The following is a 13,712-nucleotide window of genomic DNA, read 5'->3' on the forward strand; positions in this document are numbered from 1 at the left end:
CTGGAAACTGATTCGCTATAGTAGGTAGACGAACTAGCGCTGGCAAGCCTGTTGAACGTAGGGATTCGGGTTTCCCTGCTTTGCGGCGATGCGTTGATTGCGGGTACATTCCCACTGCGTGACGGGATACTGCTTATCCCAGGCTTCGAATAGCTGAGTCTGCTGGTTTGAAAGGCGTAACTGATAGCGATCGCGCATGTAGAAATAGGTACGGGCGATCTGGCCGCGGGCGCGCGCAGGTGGTTCTGCCAGATTATTTTTGAAATCAACCTTCATCTTGCATTGACCATACTGGGATGCACCACCGTTCCACTGGCCATACATAGCATTGCCGCGATCGCCGTTGACCTCACCGATAGCGGGTTGCAGGTTATGCAGGTCGGTTTCCATCTCACGGTAGACGGGGTCGCTGCTACAGTTCTTTCTGCCGCCATCCTGCCAGCACTGGCGTTGGTGGCCGAACTGCCAGGCGGGTACAACGTGTTCCCACTCGATACGGCTGGCACGCTGTTCATTTTTTCTGACCTGATAGCCGCAAGATTCAAGATCGGGCGTACCTTTCTTGCCCTGCCACGTAATCTTGCAGCCGCAGTAGAATGAACCCGGCGCATCGCGGTTAATTTCGACAGCGGCGGCTTTTGCCTGCGAAAAATTATTGATGTTTTGCCCCAGCGCGGCAGCCGAAAACAGACCCGCGCTAACGGCGGAGATAGCGAGAATTTTGCGTAGCATATTCCAAATAATCCACAGGCGATAAAGTTGGCAGACTACCGGATGTCTCATCGGCAGGCAAATGCAAAAATAGTTTTTAAAACTGGAAATTCCCTTTTAAATAGAACTTTTTACATCATGACGTAAGGTTTTTCCGCAACGACGGCAGCGATATTCTGTTTCACCGCGCAGTACCCGATTGTGCCGGCGGATCGTAAGCTCATGCCGTTGGCAATCGCACAGGTAGGTGAAGGTCTCTCCCTGTACGGATTGCACGGCAAACCGATGCGTTCGCTTCGCAGGGACGTGTAGGACGCTTTCCATCATCCAGCGCCACTCTTTACCATGAGGGGCGACACGGCCAAAACGCGCGTAGACCAGCAGATGGGCCAGTTCATGAGGAACGACTTCATCGATAAAGGTTTGCTGGTTTTCCTGCAACAAGACGGGATTCAGCCGAATTTCCCAGTGTTGTAGCCAGGCCGTGCCTGCCGTAGCGCCGCGCTGTTGGTAGCTTACCGTAGGTTCGGTGTAGTCCGTCTGTAAGGTGAGGTTGGCCTGCCGCAATTTATCACGCAGGCAACGCATTACAGCCTGATGGCTGGCAATGGGAATTCGGGGAGTGTTCATTTCTGTGAGCATAAATTGAGTGGCAGGGCGACGCAATAGGCGGAACGGAAGGAAATGTGGGAAGCCCAGAATGAAAAACGGCGAATTTTCATTCGCCGTTTTATACCCGTCATATTTCAAGCTGCATGTGTGTTGCCTTTTCTCGCTCACCCCAGTCACTTACTGGTGTAAGCTCCTGGGGATTCGCTGTGTCGCCGCCTTCATGCAACTCGAATTATTTAGGGTATAGTCTTTGTTGCATCGCCAGATTATAGGCCCGCAGCTTCGCGCAACCGCGCGGCTTTGTCCGTTTTTTCCCACGGGAAATGCTCGCGACCAAAGTGGCCATAGGCTGCCGTTTCCTGATAAATCGGATGCAGCAGATCCAGCATCTGGATTAAACCGTAAGGGCGCAGATCGAAGAATTCGCGTACCAGCAGTGTCAGTTGCTCGGTAGGCACTTTCTCTGTGCCAAAGGTTTCGATCATGATGGACGTTGGCTCTGCCACGCCGATAGCGTAAGACACCTGAATCTCGCAGCGATCGGCCAGACCAGCAGCAACGATATTCTTGGCAACATAGCGAGCGGCATAGGCAGCAGAACGGTCTACTTTAGACGGATCCTTACCGGAGAATGCACCGCCACCGTGGCGCGCCGCGCCGCCGTAGGTATCAACGATGATTTTACGACCGGTCAGACCGCAATCGCCCATGGGGCCGCCGATAACAAAGCGTCCGGTCGGGTTAATGAAGAATTTGGTGCTGGCAGACAGCCACTCCGCAGGCAGAACCGGTTTGATGATTTCTTCCATTACTGCTTCGTGCAGGTCTTTCTGGCTGATGTCTTCTGAATGCTGGGTAGACAGCACTACGGCATCAATACCGGCAATCTTGCCATCGTCGTACAGGAACGTAACCTGACTTTTTGCATCGGGACGCAGCCACGGTAGAGAACCGCTCTTGCGGACTTCTGATTGGCGTTGAACCAGACGGTGTGCATATGTTACAGGCGCTGGCATCAATACGTCGGTTTCGTTGGTCGCGTAGCCGAACATCAAACCCTGGTCGCCTGCGCCTTGTTCCAATGGATCGCGGCGGTCAACGCCCTGGTTGATGTCAGGAGATTGTTTACCAATTGCGCTCAGTACGGCGCAAGAGTTGGCATCAAAGCCCATTTCAGAATTGACATAACCGATATCACGCACGGTACGACGCGTAATTTCTTCAATATCGACCCAGGCGCTGGTAGTAATTTCACCACCGACTAACACCATTCCGGTCTTTACATAAGTCTCACAAGCGACACGCGCTTTTGGGTCTTGCTCCAGAATAGCGTCGAGAACCGCATCAGAAATCTGGTCAGCAATTTTATCAGGATGTCCTTCAGAGACTGACTCGGACGTAAAAAGGTGTTTAGCCATGAGTTTCTTTACCTTCAAATCAAAGCCGTTAAGCAGTGTATCAGTTAATCGATATAGACGGATTAACATCTGGATGGCTATTCTAGGTCACCTTTTGGTCTCAGTACCAGTAGTTTTTCGCATTAGCTCGCCATCGTCCTTTTATCATCGGCTGTTTTTTCTTTTACAAGAGATGACTAGCGATAATTTTCATTTTGCTTTTCCAGCAGCATGTCGGTATAAACGGCGATCTGTAGCGGTATGGTGTACGCCGCGATAGGGTGAATTTCTTATTGATAGCTGACCGCATAGCCTGCGGCGCACGTGGAGGTGGTAGGATTAATGATCCGTTGTTTACTGAGTATATTGCATTCGCAATATGTCCCTTTTGACGCTATCGCGTCAGCGACTCAACCCTTCTTTTCCGTTTCTCGACGTTGCCTGTCTTTAAATTCGACACAGGACTCCAGGGCTGGTTAACCTGCCTGTTATTCTTTCTGCCAGAAGCATTTAACGCCTTTCTGGTCACGTTCGCCCGGTGATTTTCACAACGAGTTTTATCGACCCGTAACACGGAGCCTGACAACGTGTTTTACACTAATAAGAGTAATAAAGTGACGGCATACTTCACTACGCCGATTTTTTCACTGTCGATGCCGCATGTTGCAGGTATGCTCATGTGGGCTGTTTATTCAGGTACTGATGTGATCAGCAGTCTAGAAAAAGAAGAGGTTCGTTATGTCTGACGACATGATTCATCACGGCTCGTCAGCGACGGGTAAACATGAAAATTTGCGCTCTATGCAGGAGGTTGCCATGAATGACCGTAATGCCAGCGAAATGCTTCGTACCTACAATATTGCCTGGTGGGGCAATAATTACTATGACGTCAATGAACTGGGTCACATCAGCGTGTGCCCGGACCCAGACGTCCCAGAAGCGCGCGTCGATCTGGCCAGACTGGTCAAAGATATGCAGAAAGATAACCATCAGCGCCTGCCTGCGCTGTTCTGCTTTCCGCAAATTCTTCAGCATCGCCTGCGTTCTATCAACGCTGCGTTCAAACAGGCTCGCGAATCGTTTGGCTATGAGGGCGACTACTTTCTGGTGTATCCGATCAAGGTTAACCAGCATCGTCGCGTCATTGAATCACTGGCGAATTCCGGTGAGCCATTAGGCCTGGAAGCCGGTTCAAAGGCTGAACTGATGGCAGTATTGGGTCACGCTGGCATGACCCGCACCGTGATTGTGTGTAACGGCTATAAAGATCGTGAATATATTCGTCTGGCACTTATCGGCGAAAAACTGGGCCACAAGGTTTATCTGGTCATCGAGAAGATGTCCGAAATTCGACTGGTGCTGGAAGAAGCCGAGCGTCTGAATGTGATACCGCGCCTTGGCGTCCGCGCGCGTCTGGCTTCTCAGGGATCAGGCAAGTGGCAATCCAGCGGCGGCGAAAAATCCAAGTTTGGTTTGGCGGCGATTCAGGTGCTGCAACTGGTTGAGATGCTGCGTGAAGCTGGGAGGCTGGATAGCTTACAACTGCTGCATTTCCATTTGGGCTCCCAACTGGCGAATATCCGTGATATCGCGACGGGCGTGCGTGAATCTGCGCGCTTTTATGTCGAGTTGCATAAACTGGGTGTGAATATCCAATGCTTTGACGTCGGTGGCGGTTTGGGTGTGGATTATGAAGGAACCCGTTCCCAGTCTGATTGTTCAGTGAACTATGGCCTGAACGAATACGCCAACAACGTGATTTGGGGCATCGGCGATGCCTGTAACGAGCACGGGTTACCACATCCGACGGTAATCACCGAATCCGGGCGTGCGGTAACTGCGCACCATACCGTGTTGGTTTCCAATATCATTGGGGTTGAACGTAACGAGTTCAGCGAACCTACCGAGCCGGAAGACGGCGCTCCGCGTGCGTTGGAAAGCCTGTGGTCAACCTGGAAGGAAATCAAGCAGCCAGGGAAACGCCGTTCACTGCGTGAGTGGTTGCATGACAGCCAAATGGACTTGCACGATGTGCATACCCAGTACACGCATGGAATGTTAGATCTGACCCAGCGTGCGAAAGCAGAGCAGCTGTATCTGAGCATCTGCCAGATGATTCAGGAACAGCTGGATCCGAGCAATCGCGCACATCGGCCGATTATTGATGAATTACAGGAGCGGATGGCTGACAAGCTGTATGTCAACTTCTCGCTGTTCCAATCCATGCCGGATGCATGGGGGATCGATCAGTTGTTCCCGGTAATGCCGTTGGAAGGGCTAAACAAGCCTCCTGAGCGCCGTGCTGTCGTGCTCGACATAACCTGTGATTCCGATGGTACGATCGATCACTATGTCGATGGTGACGGGATCGCGACGACGATGCCAATGCCGCCTTACGATCCAGAAAACCCGCCGCTGCTGGGCTTCTTTATGGTTGGTGCCTATCAGGAAATCCTGGGGAACATGCATAACCTGTTCGGCGATACGTCGACGGTTGACGTATTTGTCTTCCAGGATGGCACCGTTGAGATTGAAGAGTCTGACGAAGGCAATACGGTTGCCGACATGCTGGAATATGTACAGCTTGACCCTAAAGTGCTGATGACGCGCTTCCGAGATCAGGTTAAAGAAACCGATCTGGATGCTGAACTTCAAGCACAGTTTATGGAAGAGTTTGAAAGCGGGCTGTACGGCTACACTTATTTGGAAGATGAAGAATGAGTGTGACGGGGTGAGTGGAAAGGGATGCAAGTTAGCATCCCTTTTTTTCGTCTATCGATTAGATAAGCGAATTACTCACATTGATATCGGTTGCTGGTTTTGGAAGGGAATCAAATTCTTCAATGGCACTGTCTTTGAAGATAATTTTGGCAATAAGCAGTAAAGAGTTTTTATCCTGAACGCCATATTTATTCAGTAATCTTGATTTACTGTTCAATACTGATTTCTTATTTAACCCGATGAGATCGGCAATCACTTCCGCTGTATAGCCCGCGCACCAATACTGGAATACGGCATATTCAGATTTTGACAGCCTGACGGGACTGAATAAACGGCGATCGTGAAGATGGACGAAATCGAGTAATTTATAAAAAGAATCGATGGCTGCTGATTTTGAAATAAGAATCGTTTTTTCATCAATGCACACGGGAGGGTGATTGGGGGAATTATTGATGATAACGAACGACGACGCCATATTATAAAAGTGAGTTCTTATTGACTCATAGTATTCCTCAAAGCCTTCGCTGCTACCGTCAACGATGAAAATACATTTCTTCTTTCCTTGCTGTAACGTAAACCTGTTGACGGGCTTTATCGAGAGCATAGGAATACTGGATAGGATTTCCCGTAATCCTATCGTGGTAAAATTGCATTTACTGAAAATTCTCACATCCATGATTTTTAACACATATGAGTTTATTGTTTGAAAGTGGCCACAAACCAATAATCGCTACTGATGTTATCCAGTTATTAAGAAAGTGCGATCCTGAAATGCTTTTAGATCGCTAAAAGGTGGAGCCTCTAAAGAAACCTGCGGGAGCGACAACAGATTTTATCATGTATCTATATGATCAAACTGGAAAAAGTTTTATTGGTTTAACATAGTATGCTTTATTTACTGGTTTATTTCTATCTTTAAATACATGGGGTTATCTCATCCTTCCTGTTATTACGGTGGTTAATCGTTGTTGCCTGTTTTTCTGTATGGCACCGTATTCATTCTCTCTGCTGCTTTCCTGCATCTGGAAATCTGCTGAGTATCGTTTCTTAAAAGAGAACAGAAGGTCGTTGTGATTGAAAATAGCTATCTATTTATTATCTATTAATTCTTAAATCCTATCATAGTGACGATAGGATTGATTGAAGATCGCTGTTATGCAACAGCTTACAGCGAATAGGGTGGGGATGATAGTGGTCGGATGACTAGCGGGCAATTGAGATTTTTTCAATTGCCCTGCTATGTATGCTTTGTGGGTTAATCAGAGTATGGGATTACTTCTCGGCAGCGATACGATCACGAATGTGTTTGGCGCGTCCTTCAGAGGAAGGATGGGAATCAAACATGCTGCTGTCATGACCAGCATCCAGTTTGGCAAGTTTCTCAAAGCTGCTTGCCAGACCTTCCCGGTTGATACCGCGTTTCTTCAGCAAATCAAAGGAATAGTCATCAGCCTGACTTTCCTGGGATTGGGAGAATTGAGAATTAACCAGCTTTTCCCCGAGATCGGCTAACTGAGATTGTGACAAAGAGGCTGCCATGCCGCCAGCAGAACCGATTGCGGTACGTGCTGCCGTCGCAGCGTAAGCGACCTGCATCGCTTTTCGCGTATGTCCCAGCGCAACGTGCCCCATTTCGTGGCCGAGAACGCCTTCTACTTCATTGTCATTCATCATGTCCATCAGGCCGCTATATACCCGAATACAGCCATTCGCCATTGCCCAGGCGTTAACGTCCTTCTCCAGATAGACTTTGTAGTTTGCTGGCGTGCCATTGATATCGTGACCCAGCGCATCCGCAATTTTATTCAGGCGCTTCGTGTATTTGCTGTCGGCTGGGGCAATTTTTGCTTCTTTATCCATTTGCTCACAGGATTGGTCGCTGAGCGCTTTAACCTGAGCATCGCTGAGCGTTGCCGCCTGGAAAGCCTGTGCGCCGGATTGCATTAAGGTACTGGTGTTTAAGTTCTGGCAGCCAGTCAGCACGGTTGCTACGCACAGCGCCAGTACAGAAGAACGAATTGCCATAAAAATCATCTCCCTACGATTGTGTTTGTTTTTAATATGAAAGAAAGCGGCTATAAGCTACCCGAAAACTGCAGTGAGAAATAGATCGGAAAATCTGATTTTTATTCTTTTCGATAGGCAGCTGGCAGCGAATTTTGTTTGCACCGCCTTTCAAAAAGGCACGGTAAAGAAAGGCGAACCCACTAGGAAACATGGTGTTTGGCACTGCAATCAACTGCACAATTGGCAAAAGAACCGTCATTGATTCGTTAGCCGATAAATCCCTGTTTTTTGCTCACGGTTCCATGTGCATTCGCTACGTTTTTCATGTACATTTGTGATCATATTTATTTCGTCATTTCTGTTTAACTTGTTGATTTTATTGGTTATACAGGAAGGCGTTCGTTCAATCCGATCTGGAGTCAAGCATGTCCTCTCGTAAAGAACTTGCCAATGCTATCCGTGCGCTGAGCATGGATGGGGTGCAGAAAGCCAAATCCGGTCACCCAGGCGCACCGATGGGCATGGCCGATATCGCCGAAGTGCTGTGGCGCGATTACCTCAACCATAATCCGGCCAACCCCAACTGGGCCAACCGCGACCGCTTCGTGCTGTCCAACGGCCATGCCTCCATGCTGATTTACAGCCTGCTGCACCTCTCCGGCTACGACCTGCCGATTGAAGAACTGAAAAACTTCCGTCAGTTGCATTCAAAAACTCCGGGCCACCCTGAATACGGCTACACCGCTGGTGTCGAAACCACCACCGGCCCACTGGGGCAGGGGATTGCCAACGCGGTCGGGATGGCGATTGCCGAGCGTACGCTGGCGGCGCAGTTCAATCGCTCGGGCCACGAAATTGTTAACCATCACACCTACGCCTTCCTCGGTGACGGCTGCATGATGGAAGGGATTTCCCACGAAGTCTGTTCGCTGGCGGGCACCATGAAGCTCGGCAAACTGACCGCGTTTTATGATGACAATGGCATTTCCATCGACGGCCACGTTGAAGGCTGGTTTACCGACGATACCGCCGCCCGCTTTGAAGCCTACGGCTGGCACGTGGTGCGCGGCGTGGACGGTCACGATGCGGACGCCATCAAGCGCGCCATTGGCGAAGCTCAACTGGTGACTGACAAGCCGTCGCTGCTGATGTGCAAAACCGTGATTGGGTTTGGTTCACCGAACAAGGCCGGTACGCACGACTCGCACGGTGCGCCGCTGGGCGAGGCAGAAGTCGCGGCTTCCCGCCAGCAGTTGGGCTGGACGCACGCGCCGTTTGATATCCCGGCAGAGATTTATGCCGCCTGGGATGCGAAACCGGCCGGTCAGCGTAAGGAAGCGGCCTGGGACGAGGCGTTTGCCGCCTACGCCAGCGCGTACCCTGAACTGGCTGCCGAGTTCAAACGCCGCACCGGCGGCGAATTGCCGGCCAACTGGCAGGCGGACGCACAGAAATTTATCGACGATTTGCAGGCGAATCCGGCGAAAATCGCCAGCCGCAAAGCGTCACAGAACGCGCTGGAAGCCTACGGAAAACTGTTGCCGGAATTCCTGGGCGGCTCTGCCGACCTGGCACCGAGCAACCTGACTATCTGGTCGGGTTCTGTTTCACTGGATAAAGACCACGCGGGCAACTACCTCCACTACGGCGTACGCGAGTTCGGCATGACGGCGATTGCCAACGGGATAGCGCTGCACGGCGGCTTTGTGCCATACACTGCGACCTTCCTGATGTTTGTGGAATACGCGCGTAACGCCGTGCGTATGGCCGCGCTGATGAAAATCCGCAGCATCTACGTTTACACCCACGACTCCATCGGTCTGGGGGAAGACGGCCCGACGCACCAGCCGGTTGAACAACTGGCCAGCCTGCGCGTCACGCCGAACATGAGCAACTGGCGTCCGGCAGACCAGGTGGAAACGGCGGTGGCGTGGAAATACGCCATTGAGCGTCAAGATGGCCCAACGTCGCTGATCCTGTCTCGTCAGAATCTGGCACAGCAGCCACGTACTGCTGAGCAACTGGCGAACGTGGCGAAAGGTGGCTATGTGCTGAAAGACAGCGACGGTCAGCCGGAACTCATCCTGATTGCCACCGGCTCTGAAGTCGAACTGGCTGTCGGTGCGTATGACAAACTGACGGCCGCCGGCCGCAAGGTGCGCGTGGTGTCGATGCCCTCTACGGATGCGTTCGACAAGCAGGATGCGGCTTACCGTGAAGCGGTGCTGCCGAAAGCCGTATCGGCACGCGTAGCGATTGAAGCGGGTATCGCGGATTACTGGTTCAAGTACGTCGGCCTGAACGGCGCGATTGTCGGTATGACGAGCTTCGGTGAATCGGCTCCGGCTGAGCTGCTGTTCGAAGAGTTCGGCTTCACCGTCGATAACGTGGTGGAAAAAGCGCAGGCGCTGCTGAAGTAATCACGCCGCGTTAATCTCGATATGAGAAGTCGTCAGCTAGCGCTGGCGGCTTTTTTTTCATCTTTAGTTTCACCGACCTCTCAATGTGCTTTGTCTGCCCCTCGATCGCGGTTTTTTTATTTTTATGACGCAGGTCACTCTTCTGGCGTGTGCCAGACGAGAATATTTCTTTTATGCGTTAATTCGTTTATTCTAGCTGAAGCGTTTCAGTTGTTGTGTTTGCGGCGTTTCGCTAGGGGTTCTCTGGTGTCTAAGAAGGGTATATTCTATGCGTTGGGTAACCCAGCCATGACATAAGGAACCACAAGGAACGCCATGACGATCCGTATTGCGATAAACGGTTTTGGCCGCATAGGCCGCAGTGTTTTACGTGCGTTGTATGAATCGGGCCGCCGAGCCGAGATTACCGTGGTAGCTATTAACGAGCTGGCGAGCGCGGAAGGTATGGCGCATTTGCTCAAGTACGACTCCAGTCACGGCCGTTTTTCGTGGGATGTTCGTCAAGAGTGCGATCAACTTTATGTCGGTGATGATTGTATTCGTCTGTTACATCAGGCAGAGATTCAGCCATTGCCCTGGCGAGAACTCGGTGTAGATATTGTGCTGGATTGCAGCGGTGTCTACGGCAGCCGGGAAGATGGGGAAGCCCATCTGGCGGCAGGTGCGAAGAAAGTGCTATTTTCTCATCCGGGAACGACGGATTTAGATACCACGGTGGTGTTTGGCGTCAATCACGATCGGTTGGAAAGCGGGCATCGTATTGTTTCCAACGCGTCCTGCACAACCAACTGCATTATCCCAGTGATCAAACTGCTGGATGATGCCTTCGGTATCGAGAATGGTACGGTGACGACGATCCACTCATCGATGAACGATCAACCGGTGATCGATGCTTATCATCACGATCTGCGGCGTACACGCGCCGCCAGTCAGTCGATCATTCCGGTTGATACTAAACTGTCTGCGGGGATCACCCGTATTTTTCCGCAGTTTGTCGATCGTTTTGAGGCGATATCGGTGCGGGTGCCGACGATTAACGTTACGGCAATTGACCTGAGCGTCAGCGTCAGGAAAGCCGTAAATGTGAATGAAATTAACGCACTATTGCAAAAATCAGCGCATGAGTCGTTTCGTGGTATAGTGGATTATACTGAATTACCATTGGTGTCAGCTGATTTTAACCACGATCCGCACAGTGCCATTGTTGACGGCACGCAGACACGGGTCAGTGGTCAGCATCTGATTAAAACATTGGTCTGGTGCGATAACGAATGGGGTTTTGCCAACCGGATGTTGGATACAACACGGGCGATGGCAGCCTGCGGTTTCTAGTACGACGGTGGCGATCAGGCGTCGCTATCTCGCTCAAGCAACTTTAAAAGAGAATCAACAAGAGGATTCACCATGTCTGTAATTAAGATGACCGATCTGGATCTGGCTGGTAAACGTGTTCTTATTCGTGCGGATCTGAACGTACCAGTAAAAGAAGGGAAAGTGACGTCTGATGCGCGCATCCGTGCCTCTCTGCCGACCATCGAAATCGCTCTGAAACAAGGCGCTCGCGTTATGGTCACTTCCCACCTGGGACGCCCGACCGAAGGCGAGTACAACGAAGAGTTTTCTCTGCTGCCTGTTGTTGACTACCTGAAAGAGAAACTTTCTTCTCCTGTACGTCTGGCGAAAGACTATCTTGACGGTGTTGATGTCGCCGAAGGCGAGCTGGTTGTACTGGAAAACGTCCGCTTTAATAAAGGTGAGAAGAAAGACGACGAAGTTCTGTCCAAGAAATACGCGGCGCTGTGTGATGTATTCGTGATGGACGCCTTCGGTACGGCGCACCGTGCGCAGGCTTCCACTCACGGCGTAGGGAAATTTGCCACGATCGCCTGTGCGGGCCCGCTGCTGTCTGGTGAGTTGGAAGCACTGGGTAAAGCATTGAGCAAACCGGCACGTCCGATGGTTGCTATTGTTGGTGGTTCTAAAGTCTCCACTAAACTGACCGTACTGGATTCACTGTCTAAAATCGCCGATCAGCTGATCGTCGGTGGTGGTATTGCTAACACCTTCGTTGCTGCACAAGGCCACAACGTGGGTAAATCCCTGTACGAAGCTGACCTGATTCCTGAAGCGAAAAAGCTGCTGGAAACCTGTGATATTCCTGTACCGAGCGATGTGCGTGTGGCGTCAGAATTTTCTGAAACTGCGGCAGCAACGCTGAAGTCTGTTACCGCGATTAAAGATGAAGAGCAGATTCTGGATCTGGGCGATGTTTCTGCTGAGCGTCTGGCAGAAATTCTGAAGAATGCTAAAACCATCCTGTGGAATGGTCCGGTTGGCGTCTTCGAATTCCCGAATTTCCGTAAAGGTACGGAGACTATCGCTCGCGCTATCGCGGATAGCGACGCATTCTCTATCGCAGGTGGCGGCGATACGCTGGCTGCGATCGATCTGTTTGGCATTGCAGACAAGATCTCTTACATTTCTACCGGTGGTGGTGCATTCCTGGAGTTTGTTGAAGGGAAAAAACTGCCAGCAGTAGTTATGCTGGAAGAACGCGCCAAGCAGTAATTTAAGGTAAGGGCTGCTTTTCCCCTTTCCTGTGGTTGTCTCGACAGGTAGTTATCACAATATCGCGTCGAGACAACCTGTCGATTCATATCGATTTCTCTAACCCCTCCACGGCCAACGAAACGGGACACGTAACATGTCTAAAATTTTTGATTTCGTAAAACCCGGTGTCATCACTGGTGATGACGTTCAGAAAGTTTTCGCAGTAGCAAAAGAAAACAAATTCGCTTTGCCAGCAGTGAACTGTGTCGGTACCGACTCAATCAATGCTGTGCTGGAAGCCGCAGCCAAAGTTCGCGCGCCGGTAATTGTTCAGTTCTCTAACGGCGGCGCAGCATTCACCGCGGGTAAAGGTCTGAAAGCAGAAGGTCAGCAGGCGGCAATTTTGGGTGCGATTTCTGGCGCTCATCATGTTCACCAAATGGCTGAGCACTACGGTATTCCGGTAATTTTGCACACTGACCACTGTGCGAAAAAACTGCTGCCGTGGATAGATGGTTTGCTAGACGCGGGTGAAAAACACTTTGCCGCTACCGGTAAACCGCTGTTCTCTTCTCACATGATTGACCTGTCTGAAGAATCTCTGGAAGAGAACATCGAAATCTGTTCTAAATATTTGGCGCGCATGGCCAAAATCGACATGACCCTGGAAATCGAACTGGGTTGCACTGGTGGTGAAGAAGATGGTGTGGATAACAGCCACATGGATGCTTCTGCTCTGTACACCCAGCCAGAAGACGTTGACTACGCGTACACCAAACTGAACGCGATCAGCCCACGTTTCACCATCGCTGCCTCTTTCGGTAACGTGCATGGCGTATACAAGCCAGGTAACGTCAAGCTGACCCCGACTATCCTGCGCGACTCTCAGGAATATGTTTCCAAGAAACATAACCTGCCACACAACAGCCTGGACTTCGTGTTCCACGGCGGTTCTGGTTCCAGCGCTCAGGAAATCGAAGATTCCGTCAGCTACGGCGTAGTGAAAATGAACATCGATACCGACACCCAGTGGGCAACGTGGGAAGGTATCCTGAAATACTACAAAGAAAACGAAGCCTATCTGCAAGCTCAATTGGGCAACCCGAAAGGCGCAGATCAGCCGAACAAGAAATACTATGACCCGCGTGTATGGCTGCGCTCCGCTCAGACAAGCATGGTTGCTCGTTTAGAACAAGCCTTCAAAGAGCTTAATGCGGTTGATGTGCTCTAAGTAAGACGGGCAGATATAGCTTGATGCTAAGGCTCCTACGGGAGCCTTAATTTTTGGGGCCGA

11 protein-coding genes are annotated in these 13,712 nt (G+C 50.9%); 6 read left to right on the forward strand and 5 right to left on the reverse strand.

The window, feature by feature from the left end; genetic code table 11:
* Positions 1-33: 33 nt before the first annotated feature.
* The 3 genes from endA to metK all read right to left on the reverse strand — a co-directional run bounded on the left by endA (position 34) and on the right by metK (position 2,741).
* Positions 34-732, reverse strand: coding sequence for a deoxyribonuclease I (gene endA, locus KP22_RS10405; RefSeq protein ID WP_039324136.1), 699 nt, complete (start codon positions 730-732; stop codon positions 34-36).
* Positions 733-828: 96 nt separating this feature from the next.
* Positions 829-1,341, reverse strand: coding sequence for a SprT family zinc-dependent metalloprotease (locus KP22_RS10410; protein WP_039305994.1), 513 nt, complete (start codon positions 1,339-1,341; stop codon positions 829-831).
* Between the two features lie 248 nt (positions 1,342-1,589).
* Complete coding sequence (metK, locus tag KP22_RS10415; RefSeq protein WP_039305478.1) at positions 1,590-2,741, reverse strand: methionine adenosyltransferase; 1,152 nt, start codon at positions 2,739-2,741, stop codon at positions 1,590-1,592.
* 566 nt (positions 2,742-3,307) lie between these two features.
* Between metK and KP22_RS22545 the strand changes: the two genes are divergently transcribed.
* Positions 3,308-3,466: a hypothetical protein gene (locus KP22_RS22545; protein WP_014916735.1), complete on the forward strand. Its 159-nt coding sequence runs from the start codon at positions 3,308-3,310 to the stop codon at positions 3,464-3,466.
* Complete coding sequence (speA, locus tag KP22_RS10420) at positions 3,459-5,441, forward strand: biosynthetic arginine decarboxylase (RefSeq protein WP_039305480.1); 1,983 nt, start codon at positions 3,459-3,461, stop codon at positions 5,439-5,441. Before KP22_RS22545 ends, speA begins: the two co-directional genes overlap by 8 nt.
* 58 nt (positions 5,442-5,499) lie before the next feature.
* Here the strand turns inward: speA and KP22_RS10425 are convergent, their stop codons facing one another.
* Complete coding sequence (locus tag KP22_RS10425) at positions 5,500-6,045, reverse strand: helix-turn-helix transcriptional regulator (RefSeq protein ID WP_039305482.1); 546 nt, start codon at positions 6,043-6,045, stop codon at positions 5,500-5,502.
* Between the two features lie 668 nt (positions 6,046-6,713).
* Entirely contained in the window at positions 6,714-7,466 is a 753-nt protein-coding gene (loiP, locus tag KP22_RS10430) for a metalloprotease LoiP (RefSeq protein ID WP_039305484.1), read from the reverse strand.
* A gap of 407 nt (positions 7,467-7,873) precedes the next feature.
* Between loiP and tkt the strand changes: the two genes are divergently transcribed.
* The 4 genes from tkt (at position 7,874) to fbaA (ending at position 13,649) form a co-directional block, all read left to right on the forward strand.
* Positions 7,874-9,868 carry a transketolase gene (tkt, locus tag KP22_RS10440; RefSeq protein ID WP_039324139.1) on the forward strand — a complete coding sequence of 665 codons (1,995 nt, stop codon included), beginning with the start codon at positions 7,874-7,876 and terminating at the stop codon, positions 9,866-9,868.
* 315 nt (positions 9,869-10,183) lie between these two features.
* Positions 10,184-11,200 carry an erythrose-4-phosphate dehydrogenase gene (gene epd / locus KP22_RS10445; protein WP_039324143.1) on the forward strand — a complete coding sequence of 339 codons (1,017 nt, stop codon included), beginning with the start codon at positions 10,184-10,186 and terminating at the stop codon, positions 11,198-11,200.
* Positions 11,201-11,272: 72 nt separating this feature from the next.
* Positions 11,273-12,436: a phosphoglycerate kinase gene (gene pgk, locus KP22_RS10450; protein WP_039305500.1), complete on the forward strand. Its 1,164-nt coding sequence runs from the start codon at positions 11,273-11,275 to the stop codon at positions 12,434-12,436.
* A gap of 136 nt (positions 12,437-12,572) precedes the next feature.
* Complete coding sequence (gene fbaA / locus KP22_RS10455; RefSeq protein WP_039305504.1) at positions 12,573-13,649, forward strand: class II fructose-bisphosphate aldolase; 1,077 nt, start codon at positions 12,573-12,575, stop codon at positions 13,647-13,649.
* The last annotated feature ends 63 nt before the right edge of the window (positions 13,650-13,712 follow it).

The sequence above is a fragment of the Pectobacterium betavasculorum genome, assembly GCF_000749845.1.
Lineage (GTDB): Bacteria > Pseudomonadota > Gammaproteobacteria > Enterobacterales > Enterobacteriaceae > Pectobacterium > Pectobacterium betavasculorum.

Bases quoted from the DNA above. Each gene is read 5' to 3' on its own strand.
- endA (WP_039324136.1), bottom strand. From the start codon at position 732: ATGCTACGCAAAATTCTCGCTATCTCCGCCGTTAGCGCGGGTCTGTTT.
- KP22_RS10410 (WP_039305994.1), bottom strand. From the start codon at position 1,341: ATGAACACTCCCCGAATTCCCATTGCCAGCCATCAGGCTGTAATGCGT.
- metK (WP_039305478.1), bottom strand. From the start codon at position 2,741: ATGGCTAAACACCTTTTTACGTCCGAGTCAGTCTCTGAAGGACATCCT.
- speA (WP_039305480.1), top strand. From the start codon at position 3,459: ATGTCTGACGACATGATTCATCACGGCTCGTCAGCGACGGGTAAACAT.
- KP22_RS10425 (WP_039305482.1), bottom strand. From the start codon at position 6,045: ATGCTCTCGATAAAGCCCGTCAACAGGTTTACGTTACAGCAAGGAAAG.
- loiP (WP_039305484.1), bottom strand. From the start codon at position 7,466: ATGGCAATTCGTTCTTCTGTACTGGCGCTGTGCGTAGCAACCGTGCTG.
- tkt (WP_039324139.1), top strand. From the start codon at position 7,874: ATGTCCTCTCGTAAAGAACTTGCCAATGCTATCCGTGCGCTGAGCATG.
- epd (WP_039324143.1), top strand. From the start codon at position 10,184: ATGACGATCCGTATTGCGATAAACGGTTTTGGCCGCATAGGCCGCAGT.
- pgk (WP_039305500.1), top strand. From the start codon at position 11,273: ATGTCTGTAATTAAGATGACCGATCTGGATCTGGCTGGTAAACGTGTT.
- fbaA (WP_039305504.1), top strand. From the start codon at position 12,573: ATGTCTAAAATTTTTGATTTCGTAAAACCCGGTGTCATCACTGGTGAT.